General features: G+C 66.4%; 22 protein-coding genes. 12 read left to right on the forward strand and 10 right to left on the reverse strand.

Annotation, left to right across the window (positions count from 1 at the left end; genetic code table 11):
- Window positions 1-22: 22 nt before the first annotated feature.
- Entirely contained in the window at window positions 23-862 is an 840-nt protein-coding gene (locus ACM6LU_RS22100; RefSeq protein ID WP_414939633.1) for an alpha/beta fold hydrolase, read from the reverse strand.
- 297 nt (window positions 863-1159) lie between these two features.
- Between ACM6LU_RS22100 and ACM6LU_RS22105 the strand changes: the two genes are divergently transcribed.
- Both ACM6LU_RS22105 and ACM6LU_RS22110 read left to right on the forward strand, forming a co-directional pair.
- A complete protein-coding gene (locus ACM6LU_RS22105; protein ID WP_414939634.1) occupies window positions 1160-1588 on the forward strand; it encodes an enediyne antibiotic chromoprotein in 429 nt (142 codons plus the stop codon).
- A 207-nt stretch (window positions 1589-1795) separates the two neighbouring features.
- Window positions 1796-3367 carry a tryptophan halogenase family protein gene (locus ACM6LU_RS22110; protein WP_414939635.1) on the forward strand — a complete coding sequence of 524 codons (1572 nt, stop codon included), beginning with the start codon at window positions 1796-1798 and terminating at the stop codon, window positions 3365-3367.
- Between the two features lie 736 nt (window positions 3368-4103).
- Here ACM6LU_RS22110 and ACM6LU_RS22115 read toward each other — a convergent pair.
- Together ACM6LU_RS22115 and ACM6LU_RS22120 are read right to left on the reverse strand one after the other, a co-directional pair.
- Window positions 4104-5570 (reverse strand): MFS transporter, encoded by a 1467-nt coding sequence (locus ACM6LU_RS22115; protein WP_414939636.1) that lies wholly within the window; start codon window positions 5568-5570, stop codon window positions 4104-4106.
- Between the two features lie 31 nt (window positions 5571-5601).
- Entirely contained in the window at window positions 5602-7005 is a 1404-nt protein-coding gene (locus ACM6LU_RS22120; RefSeq protein ID WP_414939637.1) for an FAD-dependent oxidoreductase, read from the reverse strand.
- A 192-nt stretch (window positions 7006-7197) separates the two neighbouring features.
- On the opposite strand from ACM6LU_RS22120, the gene ACM6LU_RS22125 reads away from it, so the two are divergent.
- The gene (locus tag ACM6LU_RS22125) at window positions 7198-7536 is read left to right on the forward strand and encodes a hypothetical protein (RefSeq protein ID WP_414939638.1); all 339 of its coding nucleotides are present in this window, start codon (window positions 7198-7200) and stop codon (window positions 7534-7536) included.
- Window positions 7533-7928, forward strand: a complete 396-nt coding sequence (locus ACM6LU_RS22130) for an SgcJ/EcaC family oxidoreductase (RefSeq protein WP_414939639.1) — start codon at window positions 7533-7535, stop codon at window positions 7926-7928. The genes ACM6LU_RS22125 and ACM6LU_RS22130 overlap by 4 nt, the downstream gene beginning before the upstream one ends.
- Before the next feature lie 357 nt (window positions 7929-8285).
- On the opposite strand, the gene ACM6LU_RS22135 is transcribed toward ACM6LU_RS22130, so the two are convergent.
- The 3 genes from ACM6LU_RS22135 to ACM6LU_RS22145 are packed head-to-tail and all read right to left on the reverse strand — an operon-like array spanning window position 8286 to window position 11675.
- Window positions 8286-9113 (reverse strand): alpha/beta fold hydrolase, encoded by an 828-nt coding sequence (locus ACM6LU_RS22135; RefSeq protein WP_414939640.1) that lies wholly within the window; start codon window positions 9111-9113, stop codon window positions 8286-8288.
- Window positions 9106-10323 carry an epoxide hydrolase family protein gene (locus ACM6LU_RS22140; protein WP_414939641.1) on the reverse strand — a complete coding sequence of 406 codons (1218 nt, stop codon included), beginning with the start codon at window positions 10321-10323 and terminating at the stop codon, window positions 9106-9108. The genes ACM6LU_RS22135 and ACM6LU_RS22140 overlap by 8 nt, the downstream gene beginning before the upstream one ends.
- Window positions 10320-11675: an aspartate aminotransferase family protein gene (locus tag ACM6LU_RS22145; protein ID WP_414939642.1), complete on the reverse strand. Its 1356-nt coding sequence runs from the start codon at window positions 11673-11675 to the stop codon at window positions 10320-10322. Before ACM6LU_RS22145 ends, ACM6LU_RS22140 begins: the two co-directional genes overlap by 4 nt.
- Window positions 11676-11827: 152 nt before the next feature.
- On the opposite strand from ACM6LU_RS22145, the gene ACM6LU_RS22150 reads away from it, so the two are divergent.
- Entirely contained in the window at window positions 11828-13369 is a 1542-nt protein-coding gene (locus ACM6LU_RS22150) for a GMC family oxidoreductase (protein WP_414939643.1), read from the forward strand.
- A gap of 42 nt (window positions 13370-13411) precedes the next feature.
- Complete coding sequence (locus ACM6LU_RS22155) at window positions 13412-13699, forward strand: DUF1905 domain-containing protein (RefSeq protein WP_076159141.1); 288 nt, start codon at window positions 13412-13414, stop codon at window positions 13697-13699.
- 56 nt (window positions 13700-13755) lie between these two features.
- Here the strand turns inward: ACM6LU_RS22155 and ACM6LU_RS22160 are convergent, their stop codons facing one another.
- The 3 genes from ACM6LU_RS22160 to ACM6LU_RS22170 are packed head-to-tail and all read right to left on the reverse strand — an operon-like array spanning window position 13756 to window position 16021.
- Window positions 13756-14139 (reverse strand): YciI family protein, encoded by a 384-nt coding sequence (locus tag ACM6LU_RS22160; RefSeq protein ID WP_414939644.1) that lies wholly within the window; start codon window positions 14137-14139, stop codon window positions 13756-13758.
- Between the two features lie 14 nt (window positions 14140-14153).
- A complete protein-coding gene (locus ACM6LU_RS22165) occupies window positions 14154-15014 on the reverse strand; it encodes an ABC transporter permease (RefSeq protein WP_414939645.1) in 861 nt (286 codons plus the stop codon).
- On the reverse strand, window positions 15011-16021 hold the full coding sequence (locus ACM6LU_RS22170; protein WP_414939646.1) for an ATP-binding cassette domain-containing protein: 1011 nt from the start codon (window positions 16019-16021) through the stop codon (window positions 15011-15013). Before ACM6LU_RS22170 ends, ACM6LU_RS22165 begins: the two co-directional genes overlap by 4 nt.
- Before the next feature lie 229 nt (window positions 16022-16250).
- Between ACM6LU_RS22170 and ACM6LU_RS22175 the strand changes: the two genes are divergently transcribed.
- Window positions 16251-16988, forward strand: coding sequence for a methyltransferase domain-containing protein (locus ACM6LU_RS22175; RefSeq protein WP_414939647.1), 738 nt, complete (start codon window positions 16251-16253; stop codon window positions 16986-16988).
- A 57-nt stretch (window positions 16989-17045) separates the two neighbouring features.
- Here the strand turns inward: ACM6LU_RS22175 and ACM6LU_RS22180 are convergent, their stop codons facing one another.
- Window positions 17046-17450: a low molecular weight phosphatase family protein gene (locus tag ACM6LU_RS22180; protein WP_414939648.1), complete on the reverse strand. Its 405-nt coding sequence runs from the start codon at window positions 17448-17450 to the stop codon at window positions 17046-17048.
- A gap of 226 nt (window positions 17451-17676) precedes the next feature.
- Here ACM6LU_RS22180 and ACM6LU_RS22185 point away from each other — a divergent pair, with 226 nt between their 5' ends.
- Genes ACM6LU_RS22185 through ACM6LU_RS22205 form a run of 5 tightly spaced genes read left to right on the forward strand, consistent with a single transcriptional unit; the run spans window position 17677 to window position 22452 of the window.
- Window positions 17677-19278, forward strand: coding sequence for a hypothetical protein (locus tag ACM6LU_RS22185; RefSeq protein ID WP_414939650.1), 1602 nt, complete (start codon window positions 17677-17679; stop codon window positions 19276-19278).
- Complete coding sequence (gene senB, locus ACM6LU_RS22190; RefSeq protein ID WP_414939651.1) at window positions 19275-20255, forward strand: selenoneine biosynthesis selenosugar synthase SenB; 981 nt, start codon at window positions 19275-19277, stop codon at window positions 20253-20255. Before ACM6LU_RS22185 ends, senB begins: the two co-directional genes overlap by 4 nt.
- Entirely contained in the window at window positions 20252-21604 is a 1353-nt protein-coding gene (locus ACM6LU_RS22195; protein ID WP_414939652.1) for a YcaO-like family protein, read from the forward strand. The genes senB and ACM6LU_RS22195 overlap by 4 nt, the downstream gene beginning before the upstream one ends.
- A gap of 9 nt (window positions 21605-21613) precedes the next feature.
- The gene (locus tag ACM6LU_RS22200; protein ID WP_414939653.1) at window positions 21614-22309 is read left to right on the forward strand and encodes a TfuA-like protein; all 696 of its coding nucleotides are present in this window, start codon (window positions 21614-21616) and stop codon (window positions 22307-22309) included.
- Window positions 22306-22452, forward strand: a complete 147-nt coding sequence (locus ACM6LU_RS22205; RefSeq protein WP_414939654.1) for a hypothetical protein — start codon at window positions 22306-22308, stop codon at window positions 22450-22452. The genes ACM6LU_RS22200 and ACM6LU_RS22205 overlap by 4 nt, the downstream gene beginning before the upstream one ends.
- Window positions 22453-22492: the final 40 nt, after the last annotated feature.

A 22492-nucleotide genomic window follows, 5' to 3' on the forward strand; every position in this document is an offset into this window, starting at 1 on the left:
TCAACGATCGAAAAAGGTGGAGTCAGGAGCGGAAGAACACCGTGAGCAGCGGGGCACCCGCCTTCTGGTTGAACAGATGCCCCTCGTTCATGCACACGTACTGGCCGTTGGGGAGCCCGTCGGCGAGGGCGTGGCAGTTGTCTATCAGCCAGGAAGGGCTTTCCCGGCCGCCGATGACCAGGGTCGGCACCCTGATCCCCGGCAGTTGGTCGAACGGGACGGACTCGTGGTTCGCGTCGAGGATGGAGTCGTAGAGCGTCGTCGGGGCCATGGCCTCGAACGACGGCCAGATGGGAAGGGACTTGAATCCTTCGATGGTCTCCGAGCTGAACCGGACGTTCTCCTTGAGGAACAACGCGACGGCGTCGGAGCGGTGATCGGCGGCGACCATCCGCTCCAGATCGTCCATATAGGACTCGGGAGGCTGATGGCCGCCGTAAGTGGGTTCGTACAGCGCCATCTTGCCCATCGAGACGCCTTTCGCCGCCGCCCGCATGGCGATCAGGCCACCGGTGCAGTTGGCGAAGATCGCCGCTTCGGAGCCCGCCACCGCGAGTACCGCCGTCAGGTCTTCGACCTCCCGGTCGATCGTGTATCCCGACAGGCCGCCGTTGTCCTCGCTGTTCCCGCGGCCGCGGCGGTCGTAGTTGTAGACGGTGAAATCCTCCGACAGCAGTTCGGCGAGGTCGGCGAACATGGCCTTCTCGTTGAGCCCGCCGCCGAGGATGATCACCGGCGGGCCTTCCCCGGATTTCTCGAAGGCGATCCGGGTGCCGTCCGCCGATGTCACGTGTTCGAGCACGAGACCGCGCGCCCCGAACCCGATGTTGCCGAGACTGGCCGCGGTTTCCTGGTTCGCCATCACGAATCTCCCGCCTGTCGAAACCCGCTTCCCACGCTAGGTCGCGCGCACCTCCATGCCATCTCCCTGCTTGCCCGCATGCTTCGCCACCGGGGCGCCCGACGGGAGGCGAACCCGACATAGTGCGCAAAGGGTATAGGTCCTTAAGTGTTTCCGGCTTCTTCCAAACTGCGAACAGAATTCGTTGACAAGCAACGACGAAGATCCGTAACTTTATCACCGGAAGCGCTGGGGAATACCTCGAAAACACCCATCGCAAATCATTTCCGGTCAAACCCGATAAAGGAGAAAACAGTCATGCGCAAAAGCGTTTTCGCGAAGACCGTCGCCGGTACCGCCGCCGCTCTCGGCATGCTGGTCGCCTTCCAGGTGCCCGCGTCGGCCGACGCACCGTCGGCGACGGTGACGCCGTCGTCCGGGTTGGCCGACAACGCCGTGGTCCAGGTGGGCGCGTCGGGGCTGACGGCGGGCACGGCCTACACCGTCGGCGAGTGTGCCGAGGTGCCCTCCGGAGAGCTCGCCTGCAACGCCGCGGCACGGGTGGACGTGACCGCCGCGGGCGACGGCACCCTTTCCACTCCGCTGACCGTGAAGAAGAGCTTCGAAGGAATTCTTTTCGACGGCACTTCGTACGGCACCGTCGATTGTGCGGTGGTCACCTGTGTGATCGGCCTCGCCGACGGCGCGGGTAATGGCCCGGCCGGAGTCGCCATTTCCTTCCAGTAAGAGCGACCGCACGACGGAATAACATAAGGGCACGGATCGCCTCGCGGCGATCCGTGCCCTTATGTCCGCTTGAGGCGAACTTCATGGTCACCGACGTCGTAACTCATCGGTGACAGGTGAGGTGGGCCCTGCCCGATCGTGTGATCGGAACCTACGCTCGTTTGCGCAGCTTGGTGGGGGTTTCTGGACCGCAAAGGAGCACTTGTCGTGGCACGTCCAATCGAAAAGATCGTGATAGTCGGCGGCGGGACGGCAGGCTGGATGTCCGCCGCCTACCTGAATCGCGCCTTCGGCAGGAAGGTCGACATCACCCTGATCGAATCACCGCGGATCCCGCGGATCGGGGTGGGTGAGGCCACCGTTCCGACCCTGCGGACCACCTTCTCCTTCCTTGGCATGAAGGAAGAGGACTGGATGCCGAAGACCAACGCGGTCTTCAAGTCCGCCGTCCGGTTCAACGACTGGCGCAAACCGCACGAGGGCCGCGACAGCCACACCTACTACCACCCGTTCTTCGACGTTCCCGAACCCGCGGTGCAGAACTACGAGAAGCCGTTCCACAAGCGGTTCGGCCGCGGTGTCTCGCTCGCGCACTTCTGGCTGAAGCAGCGCTTGGCCGGCGACACGCGGGTGCGTGAGACCTTCGGTGACGCGGGAATGGCGCTGCAGCGCCTCTGCGAGCTCGACAAGGCCCCGAAACCGTTGCCCGGCACCGACGCCCCGGACCCCGGCTACCGCTACGCCTACCACTTCGACGCCGCGCTGATCGCCAAGTACCTTCGCGAGCTGGCGACCGGCCGTGGCGTGAAGTTCGTTTCGGCGGACGTGACATCGGTGACCGTCGACCCGCGCGGCACGATCGAGAAGGTCGTCACCGACACCGCCGGCGAGATCGAAGCCGATCTTTTCTTGGACTGCACGGGATTCCGGGGCCTGCTGATCAACAAGACGCTGAACGAGCCGTTCGTCAGCGCCAACGACGTCCTGCTGTGCGACTCCGCCGTCGCGCTTCCCGCGAAGCACCAGGAGGGTGGCCTGCGGCCGTACACCTCCGCGACCGCGAAGCCGGACGGCTGGATCTGGGAGATCCCCCTCGCCGACCGCGACGGCACCGGCTTCGTCTACTCCAGCGCGTTCACCACGCCGGAGAAGGCCGAACAGCGACTGCGTCAGCACCTGGGCGGCCGGGACTACGACACCGCGGGCAACCACATCAAGATGCGGGTCGGGCACAACCGCCGCTCGTGGGTGAACAACTGCGTCGCCGTCGGACTGTCGAGCTGCTTCGTCGAACCGCTGGAATCCACCACGATCGCGCTCATCGAGTACCAGCTCGCGTTGCTGGTGCTGCACTTCCCGGACTCGGACTTCGACGAGCGCCGCAAGGCCCGCTACAACGAACTCATGGTCGGCGCGTTCGAGGACCTGCGCGACTTCATCGTCATGCACTACACGCTCACCGACCGCGACGACACCGAGTTCTGGAACGCCGTGCGGGAAGCGCCGATCCCGGCGAGCCTGGAGGAGAAACTCACCGAGTACGCGGAGAGCGTCATCATCCCGGACGGCAGCCAGTTGCGGCTGTTCGAGACCCGCAGCCTCTGGGCGATCCTGTCCGGAATGGATTTCGGCTTCAAGAAGGCCCCGCCGTCGGTCGACCTGATGAACGACGCCGCCGCGTGGGAGATGCTCGAGAAGATCGACAAGGAACGCGAGATCTACTCCGCCGGTCTGCCCGGCCACCGCGAGTACATCGAGGCCCTGCACCGAGGTCTCTAGTGTCGCGTGGTCCTGCAGGTCTTACCCGTGATCAGACGGCGATCTCCGGAGATCGCCGTCCAATCACGCGTAACCGCCGTCTGATCACGCGAGATCGCCGTCCGAGGAACGAAACCCAACGTCAAGCAAGCAGGATCACGCGACACTAGCAGTACATGAAGGCCCCTTCCTTGCTTTGAGCGCGAGGTACTGGCGAAGTCGCGGGGGCTGTCATTCAGCGCCGCTCTTGGCGATTCGGGCCTGGTCTTGTCAAGTGCCCGGAATGGGGTGGGTCGGGGTGGTCGTGGGTGGCGGATCGTGTCAGAGCCATGGGTGTCTTGGTTAGCTACTGTCGGTAGGCCGGGTGTCGCGAAAGCCACTTTCGGGACATGTGATGTCGCGAAAGTGGCTTTCGCGACACCCGGGGGTGGCCATGCTTGATGTCTGAGCGACGCTTCGGTCGGGGTGGTCGTGAGTGGTAAGTCGGGTCAGGGCGGCCCGGTATTTTGCTTACCCACGAGTGGTCAGCCCGACGGCGCAGGGTCCCGGACCTTGATCAACGGAGGATCGGGGACATTCAACGTCCCCGATCCTCCCCACTCGACGTCATCGCCACGTCGAGGACGACACCGTTTCCGCGGGCAGGCAAACACAGACCGGTCAGAACCCGAATCGCCACGCACGACCCGTTCGGCCAACATCTCGACTTCGCCGGAACCTTTCGTCTAGGTCCAGGAAGGGGGCCTTCACGTACTCGTCAGCCCGCGAGCGGGAGGTCGTCCGGGTCACCGCGGTCCTGGCCGTCGATGCTGTGCAGGTGACGCTTCTTGTTCCCCTTCAGCAGGGTCACGGTCACCCCCAGGCCGATGACGGCGAAGACCACGCAAGCGATGAACGCGGCTCGCAGTCCGGCGGTGAACTCGGCGGGCCCACCCGGCGCGGCGGTGAACGACGTCGACACCGAGGTGACCACGGCGACCCCGAGCGCGCCGCCGATCTGGAACGAAGCGACGTTGATCCCCGACGCCGCACCGCTGTCGGCCTGCGGCACCTTGGACAGCGCGGCCACCGAAGCGGCGGCCATACCCGCGCCGAGACCCGGGCCGAAGACGACCAGGCCCCAGAGGATGTCGGCCCCGTAGCTGCCGCTGACCGGTACTTGCGACAGCAGCAGGCAACCGGCGCCGAGCAATACGAGACAGGCCGCGACGACCGGCCGGACACCCATCCGCGTGACCACGGCCTGTCCGACGTAAGCACCGAAGAACGCCAACGTCGGCATGACGGACTGCAGCACGCCGAACTCCAGCGGGCTGTAGCCGAGGACGACCTGGCCGTACATCGAGATGGTGACCGAAAGGCCGAACGCCGCCATGCCCATCGCCACCGTGACGAGGTTGCCGCCCGCGAGCGCCGGACGCCGGAGCAGCGCCAGCGGCACCAGCGGCGACGCCGAACGCTTTTCCACGGCCACGAACAGCGCGAGCAGCGCGGCGGCGACCGCGAACAGGATGAGCGTCGGCGCGCTCGTCCAGCCCCAGACCGGTGCCTGGACGACGGCGAGGATGATCGCGACGAGTGCGAGTGTACTGATCACGGCCCCCGCGACGTCCTGGCTGCGGCGGTTGCCGGAATCGCGGCTCTCCCGCAGCAACACCGGAGCGAGCAGCATGACGAGTACCGCGATCGGCACGTTGACGTAGAACACCCACTGCCAGCCCAGGGTCTGGGTGAGCAGCCCGCCGACGAGCAGACCCGCCGTCGCGCCGATCCCGCCGATACCGGACCAGCCGGCGAGCGCGGTGTTACGGCTCTTGCCCTCGGGGAAGGTGTTCATGAGGATCGACAACGCCGTCGGCACCATCAGCGCCGCCGCGATCCCGCTGAGCGCCCGCGCGGCGATGATCACCGCCGGGTTCCACGCCAGCCCGCAGAGCACCGAGCCGACGAGGAACAACGCCGTGCCGAGCACGAACACCCGGCGCCTGCCGAAGTGGTCGGCCGCCCGGCCGCCGAGGATGAGCAGCCCGCCGAAGGTGATGAGCTTCGCGCTCAGCACCCATTGCGCGTCGGTGGGTGCCATCCCGAGGTCGGGCGCCAGCGAAGGCAACGCCAGGATGACGCTCTGCGAATCCAGCAGGACCGCGAAGTTGGCCGCGCACAACAGGACCAGCGCGGCCCAGCGGAATCTGACGGCGTCGCCCGCCGCTTGGAGATGACTCACCGGAACTCCTTGTTCTTGGGCGAAAAGCGGATCAAGCCGCGGAACGCTCGGCGTCGCCGGTGTCGGTCCGGGGCGTCGGAAGGGTGGTGACGGTGGCGTTCTTCTTGTCACCGCCGGAGAACAGGACCCGGCGCATCATCGACGGCTTCATCAGCGCCTGCGGCGGGTCGATCAGCGAGATGGTGCGCATGAACCCGCGTGCCACCACCGGGTCGTTCGCGGCGGCCGCCATCACCTTCGACATGTAGGCGTTGCCGATCTTGGTGGCGAGGGTGCGCTTGCCGCGCACCGACTCGTAGCCGAGGTCGGCGGAAGCGGACATCATCCACGGCGAGTCGGTCGCCTTGGCCAGGTCGCGGAAGTAGCCGCGGAAGTCCGGCTCGACGCCCTTTTCCAGATGCTTGCGCAGTACGTTCGCGCCCATCGCGGCGACCGTCATGCCCTGGGCGTAGACGGGGTTGAAGATGCAGGCGGCGTCGCCGAGGATCAGGTATCCGGCGGGGAAGCGGCTCAGCTTCTCGTAGTGGCGGCGGACGCTGGCCGGGAACCGGAACGATCCGGCGGGCGCGCGCTGCTCCGCGTTCTCGATGGCGTTGTAGACCTCCTTGACCGGCAACGTCTTGGCGTAGGCCAGGAAACCGTCGCGGTCGGTCGGAGCCCGGTCGCCCGCGATGCCGGTGAGGGTGAGGGCGTACCGGTCGGCGAGGCGCGCGAAGATGCCGCCGCGCGGGAAGTCCGGGGTCGCGGTCGGAACCAGCGCGATGTCCTCACCGAGCGGGTCGACCGGCAGCGGGCCGACGAAGTCCATCGTCGTGTAGGTCAGGTCCATCTGGACCTTCTCCTCCGGCGCCTTCTCGTAGCCGAGTTCCTCGAGCCAGCGCGGGGACCGCGAGCCGCGGCCGGAGGCGTCGACGATCAGGTCCGCGCTGATGACCTCCTCGCCACCGCCGTCACGGCTCTGCACGCGGACACCGGTGATGCGTTCGTTGCCGTCGTTCGCGACCAGGCCGACGATGTCCGTGCGCTCACGCAGGACGACGCCGGGGCGGGGCAGTGTGCGGGAGCGGAGGAAGTGCTCGATCACCGGGCGGTTCGCGGCCACACAGGCCATCCCGGTGTCGGTGACGGCGAACATCTCGCCGTTGAAGTAGTAGTGGCAGGTCGAGCCGTAGTCGCCGACCGGGACGCCCGCCGCGATCATGTCGTCGACGAACCCGGGGAAGAGGTCTTCGATGATGATCCGTCCGCGTTCGAGCAGGGCGTGGATGTGGATCGCCCACGAGATCGCCGGGCGCGGGTCCGTCCCGGCCTCGGTGAGGTCGTCGCGTTCGATGACGGTCACCTGGCGGTAGGCGTCGGAAAGCACGCGGGCGGCGAGCATCCCGGCGATGCTGCCCCCGAGCACGACGGCGTGATCGCCGATTTTCGTTCCCATTGGCGTATGCCTTTCGGTGATCAGGTGAGTGGGCGGACACGAAAAACGCTATGCCGCTCCCCAGGTGTCCTCTTCTCCCGCTTTGCGAGGCGCTTCTCCGCGGTTGCGAGCTTGGTCCGAGGCGGTACTCCGGCGCCCGGCGAACGCGTAGTTTCCGATGTGGACCTCCGTGCCACGAGGAAGGAGAACGGAATGGGTTCGGCGTTCGTCGTCCGTTACCAGACGACCCCGGAAACCGCCGGTGAGAACAAGGAATTGGTGGAAGCCGTCTTCGCGGAATTGGCGCGGGAACAGCCCGACGGGCTGAGCTACGCGTCATTCAGGCTCGACGACGGGGTGAGTTTCGTCCACGTCGGTGTCGTCGAGGGCGATGGGAACCCTCTAGCCGCTTCGACCGCCTTCCACGAGTTCCAACGGGGCATTCGCGAGCGGGCCCCGGAAGGACCGGTACCCAGTGGGGCCACGCTCATCGGCTCCTATGGCTTCTCCAGTGATCACAACGGAAACGAACGACAGGAGACAGACCGATGACCGCAACCGCCGACACCGCCACCGGAGTGGCCGCCCTGCCTGGCCAGATCGTCGCCGCCTGGGCCCGCCACGACGCGGAGGCGTTCGCCGACGTGTTCGTCGAGGACGGCACGATGATCCTGCCCGGCGTCCACGTCAAAGGCCGCGACAACATCGCGAAGTTCATGGCCGGCGCGTTCGCCACGGCTTACCAGGGCTCCCAGGTCACCGGCACCCCGTTCGACGCCCGGGAGATCGCGCCCGGCGTCGTCGTGCTGTACACCGAAGGCGGTGTGATCCAGGCAGGCGACACCGAGGTCGCCGAGAACGCCAAGGTGCGCGCCTCGTGGACCGCTGTCCTGCGGGACGGCGAGTGGAAGCTGGCCGCCTACCAGAACACGCCGCGCGACTGAGTTCCTGCGAGACCGCCCGAGGTCTTGAGGGGTAAGGCAGAGGGGTGTGTGGAAATAGTGAGTGTCTCTTTCCGCACACCCCCTTCCGGGCCTGGTGATCACGGGGACCGCCGTGCGGGACTGTGTGGATTTCGGGTCATCCAACGTCCCGAAATCCACCCGTTGAGGGACGCGGTCCAGTAGCGGACCGGTCACCGCCACCCATGCCTCATCGGAGACGCTCAGTGTCCCCAATGAGGCATGGGTGGCCTCGGCCGCGATGGTCCAGCGGGGGCGTGAGTGGTGTTTCGTGTTCTAACCTGAATCACCACTCACGATCAACTCGGCCCACCACTCACCCGCGGCCTTGCGCTTGCCTCAGCGGAAGAACTTCGTCAGCAGTTCAGCGCCCAGCGTGTCGTCCATCAGGTGTCCTGCGGTGTCCATGGTGACGTACTCACCCCGCGGGATCCCGTCGGCGACGGCCTGGCACATGTCCTTCATCCACTGTGGACTCTTGTTCCCGCCGAGCACCAGGCTGGGCACGGTGATCACGCTCAGTTCTTCGGCCGGGACGCGGTCCGCGTCGTCGGACAGGATCGAGTCGTACGGCATCGAATGCGCCATCGCCTCGAACGCCGGCCAGATCGGATGCGTCGAGAAGAAGTCGATCTCGTCCTCGGTGAAGAGCGCGTCCCATTTCAGGAACAGCGACACGGCCTCCTTGGTCCTGTCCTGTTCGAGCAACTCCATGAGTTGTTCGGTATAACCGGGCGGGACCTTCGGGCCGCTGTACGGGGGTTCGTACATGGCCAGCTTGATCATGGGGACCCCGCGCGCGGCCGCCGGGACGGCGATCATCGAGCCGGTGCAGTTCGCGAAGACGTGGGCGGTGCCGCCCGCGGCCTCGATCACCGCGGCCAGGTCTTCGATCTCGATGTCCACCGTGTACGGTCCGACGCGCTTGTCGTCGCTGTCGCCGCGGGCACGGCGGTCGTAGTTGTACACCGTGAAGTTCTCGGACAGGCCCTCGGCGAGTTCGGCGTGCATCGCCTTCTCGTTCAGGCCCCCGCCGACGATGATCACCGGCGGCCCGGTGCCCGACTTCTCGTAGGCGATGGTGGTCCCGTCCGCGGACTTCACCGTCTCGATCGGGAGGTCGCGGTTGCCGTAGTCGAGGTTCTCGATGTTGGCTTGGTCAGTCACGGTCCGAACTCCTCGCTCGCAAGGCCTGCTTGAACTTCCGGAGGTCGTCGAGGAAGAGGTCGGGTGCCTCCAGTCCGGGGAAGTGACCGCCCCGGTCGAGCCGCCGCCACTGCACGATGTCGGAGAAGGCCCGGTCCGCGTAGGTGCGGATCGGCTCCATGATGTCGTACTTGTACGCCGCCACACCGATCGGCGTCGAGATCGGCGGCAGGGGAGCCACGAACGTCTTGTATTCCTCGAACCGCGGGTGCGCGACGGCCAGTTCGGGGTGCGGTGTCGCCGAAGTCCGGGTGAACTGGGCGTTGTCGCAATAGAAGTGCGCCGCGTTGCCCGCCGAACCCGTGAGCCAGTACAGCGTCACGTTGGCGAGCAGGTCATCGCGATTGAAGACCTCCTCCGGCGAATCGACGGCACCCGACCAGCCGTGGAACTTCTCGATGTACCAAGCGAGTTGCCCGACCGGCGAATCGGCGAGACTGTAGCTCAGCGTCTGCGGCCGGGTCGCGTGCTCGACCATGTACCCCGGCGCGGGGAACATGTACGGGTCTAGCAGTTCGAGTTCCTCTTCGTCCAGGCCTTCGAGATCGCTCGCGTCGGCCGGCGGGGTCACCAGGAAGTTGACGTGCGCGGCGAGCACGTTCTCCGGCTTCATCGCGGCCAGGATGATCGAGATGAACGAACCCCAGTCCGCGCCCTGGACGATGTAGCGGTCATAGCCGATCTCGGCCATCAGCTTGCCCCAGATCTCCGACATCTTGGGGACGGTCCAGCCGTGCTGGGTCAGCGGAGTGGAGAAACCGAAGCCCGGCAACGTCGGGATGACGAGGTGGTAGGCGTCCTTCGGGTCGCCGCCGTGGGACCGCGGGTCGGTCAGCGGCCCGATGAGGTCCAGGTACTCGATGATCGAACTCGGCCAGCCGGTCGTCATCACCATCGGCGTCGCGTCCGGTTCCGGCGAACGGACGTGCAGGTAGTGGATGTTCGCGCCGTCGATGTTCGTGATCGACTGCGGGAACTGGTTGATCTTCGCTTCGGTGGCACGCCAGTCGTACTCGGTGCGCCAGTACTCGACGAGCTCCTTCAGGTAGGACTGCGGCACGCCGCGGGTCCAGCCGACGTCGGGGGTCTCGGCGGGCCAACGGGTGTCGTCGAGCCGTCTGCGCAGGTCGTCGATGGCTTCCTGCGGAATGTCCACTTTGAACGGAGTCATGACCGGGTCCTCAGTACGTCGGTGATGGCGGCGGAGATCTCCGCCGCCTGTTCTTCTTCGAGCACGAGCGGCGGGCCGACGACGAGGGTGGGACCGTAGTCGCGGGCCAGGACGCGGTGCTTGCCGCGCAGGTCGTCGATGATCGCGACCATGCGGTCGAACGGCATCGGCTCGCCGGTGTTCGGGTCGGCGGTCAGTTCGATGCCGACCATGGCGCCGTGCACACGGACGTCGTGGACGTTCGGGAGGTCACGGATGCCGTCGAGGCCCTCGGTGAACCAGCTCTCGATCTTCTTGGCCTGGCCGAGGATGTTCTCCCGTTCGATGATGTCGAGGTTCACCAGCGCCAGCGCGCACGCGACCGGATGCCCCGAGTAGGTCAGCCCGTGGAAGAAGAACTTCTCGGGGTTGCCGACCATGACCTCGCCGATGTCGTCGCGCATGAGGACGGCGCCGAGTGGCGCGTACCCGCTGGAGATCCCCTTGGCGGTGACGATGATGTCCGGGCTGTAATGCGCCGAAGCGAACCAGTCGCCCGTGCGGCCGAAGCCGGTGATGACCTCGTCGGCGATCAGCAGGATGCCGTACTTCGTCAGCAGGGTGCGGATCCGCGGCCAGTAGTCCTCCGGGGCCACGATGACACCGCCACCACCCATCACCGGTTCGCCGATCATCGCGGCGATCTTCTCCGGTCCGATCCGGAGGATCTCGGTTTCCAGTTCTTGCACCAGAAAGTCCGTGGGGTCCTGTCCACCGAACATCTCCGGGTGCGACAGCATGGGCGGGCTCACCAAGGTGGCGTGCGGCATCGTCGGCCCGGCGCCGAAGTGCATGTCGTCCATGCCGCTGACGGAACCGCCGGCGAGAGTCGTTCCGTGGTAACCGAACTGCCGTCCGATGATCCAGGTCCGCTCGGTGTCACCACGTTCGAAGTGGTACCGGCGCGCGATCTTGAGTGCCGCCTCGGTCCCGTCCGAACCACCGCTGGTGAAGTGGATCTTGTTCATCCCCGCCGGGGCGAGTTCGGCGAGGCGGGCGCCGAGCCGGATCGCGGGCTCGTTCGAATATTCGCGCCACAGCGAAAAATACTCCAGCTTTTCCGCCTGTGCCGCCGCGGCTTCCGCGAGTTCGGCGCGCCCGTGGCCGACGGCGACCACCCAGTTGCCACCCGCCATCCCGTCGATGAACGGGACGTCCGCGGCGTCCCACACCACGGATCCCTTGCCCCGGACGAAGATGTTGCGTTCGGTCCGCGTCGGGTTCTGGTGTGGATGGATGAGGTGCTTCCGGTCCAGAGCCTGAAGCGTGGCCGCGTACTCCGCGTGCCCCTGCGCCTGGCTAGCGATGGTCATTTCGGCGTTCCCTCCGCGGAATCCGGCATCAGACACCACCCACGCTAGGGGAGACGGCCTCGGTGGTCTTCTCAACGATTGCCGCAGGATTCAGGAGTTCTTCCCGCAACCGAAAAGAATCCGGCCTCCGTCGATCTTGTTAAATTCCCGTTATGGTCGATTTCGTCGTGGTTGGGGCCGGTGCGTCCGGTTGCGTCCTCGCTAACCGGTTGAGCGCGGATCCGTCCGTCTCCGTCGTGCTGATCGAAGCCGGGTCGTCCGACGATCATCCGAACTTCCAGGTCCCCGTCGCCGGTGGGAAGTTCTTCAAGACCCGGTACGACTGGGATTTCGACACCCATCAGGAGCCGCACCTCGGGGGGCGGCGGGTCTACCTGCCGCAGGCCCGAGTCGTCGGCGGCGGAAGTTCGGTGAACGGCGGCGCCTATGTCCGGGGTAACCGCGCCGACTTCGACGAGTGGGCACAGCCTGGCTGGGATTTCGTCGGGATACTCCCGTTCTTCCGGCGTTCGGAGGACAACGAACGCGGCGAGGACGAATTCCACGGTGTCGGCGGACCCCTGCGGGTCAGCGACGGGCGGATGGGGAACCCCAGTTCCGCCGCGTTCATCGAGGCCGCGATCGAGGCGGGCTACCACCACAACTCCGACTTCAACGGCGTCACCCAGGACGGGTTCGGCGCGTTTCAGGTGACACAGCGGGATGGCCGCCGGGCGAGTACCTCGTCGGAGTTCCTGCGTCCGGTACTGGGCCGTCCGAATCTCACCGTCGAGACCGACCTCGAAGTGCACCGCGTGCTCGTCGAAAACGGCCGGGCGGTCGGGATCGTCGGCAACCGGCTCGACGAGATCATCGAGATCCGCGCCGAGCGCGAGGTCATCATCAGTGCCGGTACCTACAACTCGCCGAAGATCCTGATGCACTCGGGGATCGGCCCGGCCGATCACCTCCGCGCGTTCGGTCTCGACGTCGCCGTAGACCTGCCCGACGTCGGGCAGCATCTCCAGGACCATCCGCATGTCTGGCTGAGTTTCGGCCACGACCAGCCGGTGAGCCTGCTCGCCGCCGGCGAGCCCGAGCACGCCGAGCGGTACGAACGCGAGGCGGCGGGTTTCCTCACTTCGGGTGGCCCGGAGACCGGCGGCTTCGTGACGGTCTCCGGTGACGCCCCGGATCTCCAGCTCATCTGTATGCCCTTGATGGTCTCCGACGGCTTCCTCTCGCCGCCGTCCCGCCACGCGCTTTCGTTCGGCGCCTCCGTGGCGAAACCGCGCACCCGCGGGAACGTGACCCTGTTCAGCCCCGAACCCACCGCCAAACCGAAGATCGTGCAGAACTACCTCGCCGATCCGGCCGACCTGGCGATGGCGATCGAAGGCGTGCGGACCAGCCTGCAACTCTCCCGGCAGGTGGCGCTCAAGCCGTACACGCTCGACGCCATAGCGGCGCCCGCCTCCGACACGGAAGCGGATCTGGAGGATTTCACCCGACGTAACGTGCTCACCGGCCACCATCCGGTGGGTACCTGTGGAATGGGCCGCGTCGTGGATGCGCGATTGCGGGTTCTTGGAATAGAATCACTTCGTGTCGTGGACGCTTCCGTCATGCCGACGATCGTGCGGGGCAATACCAACGCCCCGGTCATCGCCATCGCCGAAAAGGCTGCGGAGTTGATTCTCCACCCGGGCATCTGAACTACGACGGCTCCTGAACTACGACGAGGAAGATTCGAGATTATGGCTGACAACACACCGCAGGCGATCGATGTGACCTTCACGGCCGAAGTGATTCCCGACAGCAACAGTGGCTGGCCGTGTGTGAACATGCCGGACTCCGCCGAGTTCTTCGGCACCGGCAAGGCCGTGAAGGTCAGCGGCACCGTGGACGGCCACGACTACGAGGCGAGCATGCTGCCGATCGGCGGCGGCGTCCACATGATGCCGCTGCGCAAGCCGTTCCGGAAGGTCATCCAGAAAGAGATCGGCGACAAGGTCACCGTGCACCTGACCAAGCGGATTTCCTAGTTGGCACAAGCGAAAGGGCCGGACCGAGTGACTCGGTCCGGCCCTTTCGTGTCGGCCTATTCGCCGCCGGTCCAGATCGGCCGCAGCTCGACGTTCTGACCGGGCGCGGCGAACTCCGCGGCGATCTCGTCGGCACGCGCCTGGTCCTTGGCCTCGATCAGGAAGAAGCCGGCGAGGTGGTCCTTCGTCGCCGAGTACGGGCCTTCGCTCTTCTTCGCCGAGCCGGATTCGTACTCGTAAAGGCTCGCTTTGGCGGGGTCACCGAGCGCTTCTCCGCCGACCAGCTCACCGTTTTCGTGCAAACGGCCGAGCAAGGCCTCGAAATCCTCGAAGTGCTTCTTGCGCTCGTCCGCGGAAAGACCAGCGAACTCCGGGGTGAATTCCTCCACCGGATGTCCCCAAGGCTCGGGGTGCGAGTAGAGCAGGACCATGTACTTCATCGTATTTCTCCTTTTTACTTACGCTTGTAGGCCCACATGGTGGCGGAACCGAACCCGGCGATCAACAGCGCGCTGGCGACGAGCACCCAGATGATCTCGCCGACGTTCGGGCTGCCGCTCATCAGGCCCCGCATCGCGGTGACCAGATGGGTGATCGGGTTCCAGCTGACCGCGGCTTCGAGCCAGCCGGGCATGGTGGACGGCTGCACGAACACGTTGGACAGGAACGTCAGCGGGAACAGCGCCACCATGCTCACGCTCATCACGGTCTTCTCCGACCGCATGGAAAGCCCGAGGAACGTCCAGATCCAGGAGAGCGAGAACGAGAACACCAGCAGCAGCGCCACGGCGCCGACCGTGCCGGCGACGCTTCCCAGGTTGTAACCCATGATCAGGCCGACGCCGATGATGACGACGCAGCCGATGAGGTAGCGCAGGAAGTCACCGAGCAGGTAGCCGACGATCGTGGCGGGTCGCCAGATCGGCAGCGTCCGGAAACGGTCGAAGACACCCTTGGCGATATCGCTGTTCACCGCGACACCGGTGTACATCGTGATCATCACGACGGTGATCGCGAGGATGCCGGGGAGCAGGTAGTCCAGGTACGCTTCGGTCGAACCGCCGATGGCGCCACCGAAGAGGTACGTGAACATCACGGTCATGATGATCGGGAAGCCCGTGACGTCGAACAGCTGCTCGGGCAGATGCTTGATCTTCAGCGCGGCCCGCCACCCGAAGGTGAGCGAGGCGGACAGCGCGCTCGGGCGCTTGGGTCGTTCGACCGACGCCAGTACCGCGTCGAGCGCGGTGGGGTCGGTGGCCCGCGTCTCTTCGGGGGCCTCGGTCGTTTCGGTCGGCTTGATGGTGGAAGTCATCGGTTCGCCCCTTCCTTGGCGGCGTTGTCCGGCGTCGTGGGCCGGTCGGTCAGCGCCAGGAACACTTCGTCGAGGCTCGGCTGCCCGAGGGAGAACTCGTCGACGACGATGTCGCGCAGCGAAAGCTCGTGCAGGGCCTTGGAAGCCCACTCGGCCATGCCGGCGTCACCGTCCACACCGGGGATACGGGCGCTGACGAGGACCTCGTCGTGCTCCGACAGCGTGGGCTGCTCCAGGAACCGCGCGAGCACACCCTGCGCGTCGGCCCGCTGGTTGGCGTTCCGCAGTCGCAGGTGGATCGCGCCGACGCCGATCGACGCCTTCAGCTGGCCCGGCGTGCCCTCGGCGATGACCTTGCCGTTGTCGACGACCGCGATGCGGCTCGCGAGCTGGTCGGCCTCGTCGAGGTACTGGGTGGTCAGCAGCACCGTGGTGCCGCGTTTGACGACCGCGCGCACGATGTCCCAGACCTGGTTGCGGCTACGCGGGTCGAGACCGGTGGTCGGCTCGTCAAGGAAGAGCAGATCCGGGGTGTTCACGATGCTGGCCGCGATGTCGAGCCGCCGCCGCATACCGCCGGAATAGTTCTTCACCTGACGACCGGCGGCCTCGGTCAGCCCGAAGGCGTCGAGAAGCTGCTCGGTGCGCGCCTTCGAGGCGGCCTTGCCGTGGCCGAGCAGACGGCACAGCAGGATCAGGTTCTCCGTGCCGGTCAGGTCGTCGTCCACCGAGGCGTACTGGCCTGTCAGGCTCACCCGCGCTCGGACGGCGTCCGACTCGCGCACCACGTCGTGACCGAAGACCTTGGCCTGTCCTCCGTCGGGACGCAGCAACGTCGCCAGCACCTTGACCGCCGTAGTCTTCCCCGCCCCGTTGGGGCCGAGGACGCCGTACACCGTTCCCGCGGGAACGGTGAGGTCGAGACCGTCGAGCGCTCGTTTCTCACCGTAGATCTTCGTCAACCCGGACGCTTCGATCGCGGGATCCCCGTCGCGGACCTTTGCCATGATTGAACCCTTCTGGTTCTGTTTACCTTTTATTGTGTCGACGGCGGATCACCACGAACAGTGATCAGGCCACGACCGCGATGTGAAGAGTTCATGGTCGTCGATCAAGGGCGCGGAACCCTCTCTTGTCGTGCTGTCTCCTTTCCCGCGCGCAGTCGAGGAGATGTCTTGGGTGCGGGACGGCCGAGAATCTTCAGCATTGCCTGCTGGCGCTTTAGGGAGGACGAAAATGAGCTGGTACTCCGACGATGGCCTGTGGTCGGGCTTCTCCGAGCTGATGTGGCCGCAGCGGCTGACGGTGGAGGCGGACGAACTCGTGCGGGAATCGCCGTTGCTGGCCTTCCCGTCGGGCTCGCGGGTGCTCGACCTGTGCTGCGGGCCGGGCCGGTTCGTCGTTCCGCTCGCCCGCAAGGGTTACCAGGTGACCGGGGTCGATCTCAACGCCCCCGTCCTGGACCGCGCCAAGCAGGCCGCCGCCGACGCGGGTGTCTCGGCCGAGCTGGTCCAGGGCGACATGCTCGAATTCGTCCGTCCCGGCGGTTTCGACGTCGTGTTGAACATGTACACGTCGTTCGGCTACTTCGACGACGCCGAGAAGAACCTTCAGGTGCTGCGTAACGCGCACACCAGCCTGGCGCCGGGCGGCAAACTGCTGCTGGAGGTGTACGGCAAGGAGATCGTCGCGAAGAACATCGGCCGCACGCACGCTTTCCCGCAGCCCGACGGAATCGCGTACATGCGGCACAGTGTCCTCGACGACTGGACGAAGCTGCGTACCGACTGGACGCTGGTCGACGGCGACACCGCCCGCTCGGCGCACATCCAGTCCTACATCTACAGCGCCGCCGAACTGCGCCGCCTGTTCGAGGACGCCGGCTTCACCGACATCGAGGCCTACGGTGGTTTCGACGGCGCGCCTTACGACAAGCGCGCCAAGCGGCTGATCGTACAGAGTGTTCGCGCCTGATCGACGCCAGTGAAAGGCCCCTTCCCGTCCGGGCGGAAAGGGGCCTTTCGCGTTCCGTCACACGGGCGCCGGAGTGTCCACAAGGGACGCCAAGAGTTCGCGGACCCGGCGGTCCATGTCGTCCCGCAACGGCCGGATCCCGGTGACCCCTTCGTGTTCCGGGTTGGGGACGACCCATTCGACGTACCGTGTCCCCTCGGCGACCGGATAGGTCGTGCAGCCCATGGTGATCACGACGTCGGCCGCCGCCACGTCCTCGTAAGTGACCTGACTCGGCACCTCGCCCGTTATGTCGACGTCCCATTCCGCCAGCGCGCCCGCCACCAGCGGATTGATCCGTTCCGCCGGATCGCAGCCCGCGGAACGCACGGTCACTCGGCCGAATCCGTGGTGCTTCAGCAGTGCGGCGGCCATCTGCGATCGGCTCGCGTTGTGCACGCATACGAAGAGGATGTCCGTCATCGCCCGCCCATTCTGTCGGTTCTGTGGCCTCGTACCGAGATTACCCGTGGAATACTCATCATCGGCACCTGGGGAAAAGAGTGGCAATCGAGGAGAACTTCATCGGAGGCGTCCCATTCGCAGCATGGGAGAAGAGGATGTCGTATGAGCACTGCCACACTTTTCCGGTGCGTGAAAAAGACGGTGGGGGTTGTCGATGACCGAGATACGGGTGAGGGGTGCCGTCATGGCACATCCCCGGCGCAGGGAAGAAGCGGAAGCGCTCGCGCGGCTCGATCCCGCCGGCGCGACGCGGGTCGTGTTGGACCCCGAACCGGATGGTCCACCGATGGCCGCGCGCACCACGAAACTGGCCTGGAGCAGTGTTCCCGACGACGCGACGCACTTTCTCGTCCTGCAGGACGATGTCCAGCTCGCCGACGGCTTCTTCGAGCACGCGCGGAAAGCGGCCGAGCGGTTGCCGGATGACGCGATCGCTTTCTACGCCAACTGGAATTCCCGCAACGGCGCGGCCGTGCGGATGGCGGCGGCGGCGGGGGCGGACTGGGCGACGGCGGTCAACGAATACGCGCCCTGTCTCGCGCTGATGCTTCCCGCGGAAGTCGCCCGCGGCTATGCGGGTTACGCGGTCCGAAACCGGGACGGCTGGCCCTGCGACGTACTGATGTTCCGTTATCTCAAAGCGCTGGAAGTGCCCATCCGCATCGCGGTGCCGAACACCGTCGAGCATTCCGGCCTGCCCAGCGTCGCCGGAAACGATGCTCACGGCCTGAGGCGTTCCGCGTGCTTTTCGGGCACCGCCCCTTCGGCGGCCGGTGACGTGGTCGCCGAGCACGAAGTGATCCCTTTTCACAAACACCTGACCTCCGAATGCGCCGTGCGCGGCGACAGGTACTGGGAGTACCTCGGAACAGAACGGTTCCTGCGGCGATCGGGGATTTCGCCGCAGGAGTGCAGAACCGAATTCGAGCGCGGGGTGGACCTGTCCGAAGCCGCCTGGCAGACCTGGCTGACCGCTTTCACCATGGGTCTGTCCACTGTGGAACACAGCGGTGCCGCCCTTGATCAGGCGCTCGCGACCATCGGCCCGGGTGGCTTGTGCGATCAGCTCCTCGCGTCCGAAATCGAGGCGATCACGCCTTCGCACCACGACGTCGCCGTGTGGGGGTTCGCCGCGGGACGCCACCGAGCGGCCCGTCCTCGCCGTCCGCGCGGGGGGACCGGGATCCAGGTCGCGATCACCGGCTCGGGCGGCACACTCACCGAGCACCTGTGCGGGTTGCTGGCCGAGCTCGGCCACGAAATCGTCGACAGCGCGAGGGCTTCCGACGAGACGAGGCTCGTTCACCTCGGTGATATGGCGGATCCCGGCGACGTCTTCTGCGCGATCGTCGACACCGGACCTCGCGAGCACGTCCTGCGGTTCGCGACGCCGATCGGCCCGCACGCGTCGACGGAAACCCTGGTGGCGCACTGGATCCAGCTGGCCTGGACCCGGCAGGCCCTTCCGGTCGATCCCGACCGCGTCCACCAGTTCACCGATGTCCGTGACATGGCGAGCGCGATCGACGCGGTGCTGACCGGGGGACCCGTCGCGCCGGTGTACGACATCGCGACGGCGACGCTCACCGGGAACGAACTGGCGAAAGTCATCTGCGCAGCGGTCCGCGCCGTCCCGGCCGAGCACGTCACGTCGGCGTCCGGGACACCCGTGATGAAACTGGGCCTGGCCGCGGCGGAACTCGGCTGGACGGCCACCATCCCGCCCGACGAAGCCGTCCGCGCCTTCGGCAAATGGCTCGCCTACGACACGGACTGTGTCCGATGAGGATCCTCGTCGCGGGCCCCGTCCCCGAAGCCAGCGATTACGGCAACGGTGTCACGGCGCGCCGCTGGGCACATCTGCTGCGGGACCTCGGGCACGACGTCCGGGTCGTCCAGGACTACGAAGGTGGGCAGTACGACCTGCTCGTCGCGTTGCACGCACGCAAAAGCGAGGCCGCGATCCGCGCCTTCGCCGCCGAACACCCGGACGCGCCGATCGTCATCGCGTTGACCGGCACGGACCTCTACCCGGATCTGGTCACCGGAGGCGTCGACCTGAAGCTGCTCGAACGCGCCGTGCGGATCGTCGTCCTGCAGCCACAAGGACTTCTGCAGGTGCCGCTCGCCTTACGCGGCCGCACCAAGGTGATCACCCAGTCGATGCCGCCGATTTCGGGCGAGGCACCGTCGGAGGACCGCTTCGAGATCGCGTTCTTGGCGCACGCCAGGCCGGTCAAGGATCCGCTACGGCTGAGCGAGGCGGTGCGGAAACTGCCGTCGTCGTCGCGGATCACCGTGACCCACGTCGGCGGCGTGCGCGAGGACGACATCGGCGGGCGGCTGCGTGCCGAGTCCATGGAGAACCCGCGCTATTCGTGGCTCGGCCCGTTGCCGCGGCCGGAAGCACTCGCCGTGCTCGCCCGCAGTCGTCTGCTGGTACTCACGTCGCTGCACGAGGGCGGGGCGAACGTCGTCACCGAAGCACTCGCCGCCGGGGTGCCGATCGTCTCCACCCGCATCCCCGGTTCGGTCGGGCTGCTCGGTGAGGACTACGCCGGTTACTTCCCCGTCGGCGACACCGACGCGCTCGCCGCCGTGCTCGACGCGGTCGAGCACGACCGCGACGGGCTTTACACGCAATTGCGGTGGCAGTGCGCCGCCTGCCGCGCTTCGGTCGATCCGGAGCGCGAAACCGAGTCATGGGAACGACTGCTCGCCGAAGCGGTCCCAGCGAACGCCGGATACGAGGGAGTGCGATGAAACTCAGGAAGAGCGTTCCGAAGGTCGGGGGCGGTGGGGTGCACCGCGAGTTCACCGCCGAACAGACCTACGCGCGGATCGAGCCGCATCTGCGGCGCGCCGGGGTGACCCGGGTCGCGGAGATCACCTGGCTCGACCGGGTCGGCATCCCGGTCTACAACGCCATCGCGCCACGCTCCAACGACATCATCTCGGTCTACAACGGCAAGGGCCTGACCAACACCGACGCCAGGACGTCCGCGGCGATGGAGGCGATCGAGCGGTTCTCCGCCGCCCTGCCGGTGCGGCCGCAGGTCATCGCGTCCTACGAGGAACTGGTCGCCGAAGGCCGTACGGTGCTGGACCCGCGCGAGAACAACGCGGAGCTTTCCGCGCACTACCGTGACGCTCTCCCGATCTCGTGGGTCGAGGCGTACGACCTGATGAACGAGGAGTCGATCCTCATCCCGCAGGCATCCGCCGTCTACGGGCTGAAGTTCCACGAACCTCCCTGCTACAAGGTGCTTTCCACCAACGGCCTCGCGTCCGGCAACAGTCTCGAAGAGTCGATCTGCCACGCGCTCACCGAACTCATCGAACGCGATTCGATGACCAACGCCGAACTCGTGAGCAGCCAGCTCGCGCAGGTGCTGGAAAAGGGCATCTTCGTCGAGCCGCAGCCCGAGCACATCACGTCGTACCTGCGTGAGCTGCATCCGCACGTCGACCTGGAAACACTGCCGCCGCTCGCGAAGTCCCTCGTGGACAAGTTCCACGACGCCGGTTTGAAGATGCGGATCGTGCACATCACCTCGGATCTGGAGATCCCGAGCTTCCTGGCCGCCACCTCGGAGGACCTCGGCCCGACGACGTCACAGGGGCACGGCGGTTTCGGCACGCATCCCGACGCGAACGTCGCGCTCATCCGTGCCATCACCGAATGCGCGCAGGGGCGCGCCGTCGACATCCAGGCGATGCGCGAGGACATCCGGCTCCCGACCGAGAACGTGTCCAAGTACCAGAACCACGTCCAGCGGTCGGCGACCATCGACAAGGGCGCGTGGGCCTGGCAGCCGATGCGCAAACAGGTCGCGTTCGACGAGATCCCGTCGTGGACGACCGACGACGTGATGACCGACATCAAGCTGATCCTCGACCGCCTCCGCGCCGTGGGTATCGACCGCGCGCTCACCGTCGACCTCTCGCCGCCGGGGATCCCGGTCAGCGTCGTGCGGGTGATCGTGCCGCGGCTCGAATCGTGGGCCGTCGACCACTGCAAGATCGGCCCGCGCGGCGCGGCGGTCTGGAACGACACGCTGCTGGAACTGTCCGCCCGCATCCGGGAAGCCGAACTTTCCAAGCCCGCTTAGGAGATCGTCATGCGCGCAGTGGTTTTCATCGGCCCGAGCATCGATCTCGAGTCGGCTTCGGCCGAACTCGACGTCGAGTTCCTGCCGCCGGTCAAACGAGGCGACCTCGCCGAACTGCTGGCCCGGCCGGAACCGCCGGAGGCCATCGGCATCGTGGACGGGCGCTTCCTGCAGAGCCTCTGTATCTCACCGAAGGAGGTGCTCGAGGCGATGGATCGCGGTGTCACGATGTTCGGTTCGTCGAGCATGGGCGCCCTGCGGGCGGCGGAATGCTCGCCGTTCGGCATGGTCGGCGTCGGCAAGATCTACGAGGAGTACTTCTCCGGCCGGATCGACGCCGACGACGAGGTCGCCGTCACCTACGACGAGGAGAACCTCTCGGCGTTGTCGGAACCGATGGTCAACATGCGGTTCGCCATCGCCGCCGGCATCGAAGAGGGCGCGTTCGCCCCCGAGACGGGGGAGCGGTACCTCGAGATCGCCAAGGAGCTGTACTTCCCGCAGCGCGTCAACCGCACCGTGCTCATGCTGCTGCGCCGGGAACTCCCGGAGGACGAGTACGACAGGATCGCCGCCTTCTTCGCCGGCGGGGCCCCCGACACGAAACGTGAGGACGCCTTGGCGCTCCTCGCGGCGATGCGGGACTTCCTCGACCCGGCGGCCAAACCGCAGATCAAATCCGTCGACGACCGAGGTGCGCTGTGACCATCGACCCCACCCTTGCCCCGCTGTCCGGCTTCAGCCCCGAACAGCTCGAACGGTTCCTGGAGGCCGTGCGGACGTCGTCCGAGGGCGTCCAGGGCACCCTCGAGTCCCTGACCATGACGATCATGACTTCGATCGAGTGACCCGAGGCGATCAGGAATCGAGAAGCGCCGGACCGCGGCC

The sequence above is a fragment of the Amycolatopsis sp. cmx-11-51 genome, assembly GCF_047608665.1.
Taxonomy (GTDB): domain Bacteria; phylum Actinomycetota; class Actinomycetes; order Mycobacteriales; family Pseudonocardiaceae; genus Amycolatopsis.

Bases quoted from the DNA above. Each gene is read 5' to 3' on its own strand.
- ACM6LU_RS22130 (WP_414939639.1), top strand. From the start codon at position 7,533: ATGACCGCAACCGCCGACACCGCCACCGGAGTGGCCGCCCTGCCTGGC.
- ACM6LU_RS22180 (WP_414939648.1), bottom strand. From the start codon at position 17,450: ATGACGGACATCCTCTTCGTATGCGTGCACAACGCGAGCCGATCGCAG.
- ACM6LU_RS22145 (WP_414939642.1), bottom strand. From the start codon at position 11,675: ATGACCATCGCTAGCCAGGCGCAGGGGCACGCGGAGTACGCGGCCACG.
- senB (WP_414939651.1), top strand. From the start codon at position 19,275: ATGAGGATCCTCGTCGCGGGCCCCGTCCCCGAAGCCAGCGATTACGGC.
- ACM6LU_RS22195 (WP_414939652.1), top strand. From the start codon at position 20,252: ATGAAACTCAGGAAGAGCGTTCCGAAGGTCGGGGGCGGTGGGGTGCAC.
- ACM6LU_RS22105 (WP_414939634.1), top strand. From the start codon at position 1,160: ATGCGCAAAAGCGTTTTCGCGAAGACCGTCGCCGGTACCGCCGCCGCT.
- ACM6LU_RS22165 (WP_414939645.1), bottom strand. From the start codon at position 15,014: ATGACTTCCACCATCAAGCCGACCGAAACGACCGAGGCCCCCGAAGAG.
- ACM6LU_RS22125 (WP_414939638.1), top strand. From the start codon at position 7,198: ATGGGTTCGGCGTTCGTCGTCCGTTACCAGACGACCCCGGAAACCGCC.
- ACM6LU_RS22185 (WP_414939650.1), top strand. From the start codon at position 17,677: ATGGCACATCCCCGGCGCAGGGAAGAAGCGGAAGCGCTCGCGCGGCTC.
- ACM6LU_RS22100 (WP_414939633.1), bottom strand. From the start codon at position 862: ATGGCGAACCAGGAAACCGCGGCCAGTCTCGGCAACATCGGGTTCGGG.
- ACM6LU_RS22120 (WP_414939637.1), bottom strand. From the start codon at position 7,005: ATGGGAACGAAAATCGGCGATCACGCCGTCGTGCTCGGGGGCAGCATC.
- ACM6LU_RS22200 (WP_414939653.1), top strand. From the start codon at position 21,614: ATGCGCGCAGTGGTTTTCATCGGCCCGAGCATCGATCTCGAGTCGGCT.
- ACM6LU_RS22160 (WP_414939644.1), bottom strand. From the start codon at position 14,139: ATGAAGTACATGGTCCTGCTCTACTCGCACCCCGAGCCTTGGGGACAT.
- ACM6LU_RS22140 (WP_414939641.1), bottom strand. From the start codon at position 10,323: ATGACTCCGTTCAAAGTGGACATTCCGCAGGAAGCCATCGACGACCTG.
- ACM6LU_RS22150 (WP_414939643.1), top strand. From the start codon at position 11,828: ATGGTCGATTTCGTCGTGGTTGGGGCCGGTGCGTCCGGTTGCGTCCTC.
- ACM6LU_RS22155 (WP_076159141.1), top strand. From the start codon at position 13,412: ATGGCTGACAACACACCGCAGGCGATCGATGTGACCTTCACGGCCGAA.
- ACM6LU_RS22170 (WP_414939646.1), bottom strand. From the start codon at position 16,021: ATGGCAAAGGTCCGCGACGGGGATCCCGCGATCGAAGCGTCCGGGTTG.
- ACM6LU_RS22175 (WP_414939647.1), top strand. From the start codon at position 16,251: ATGAGCTGGTACTCCGACGATGGCCTGTGGTCGGGCTTCTCCGAGCTG.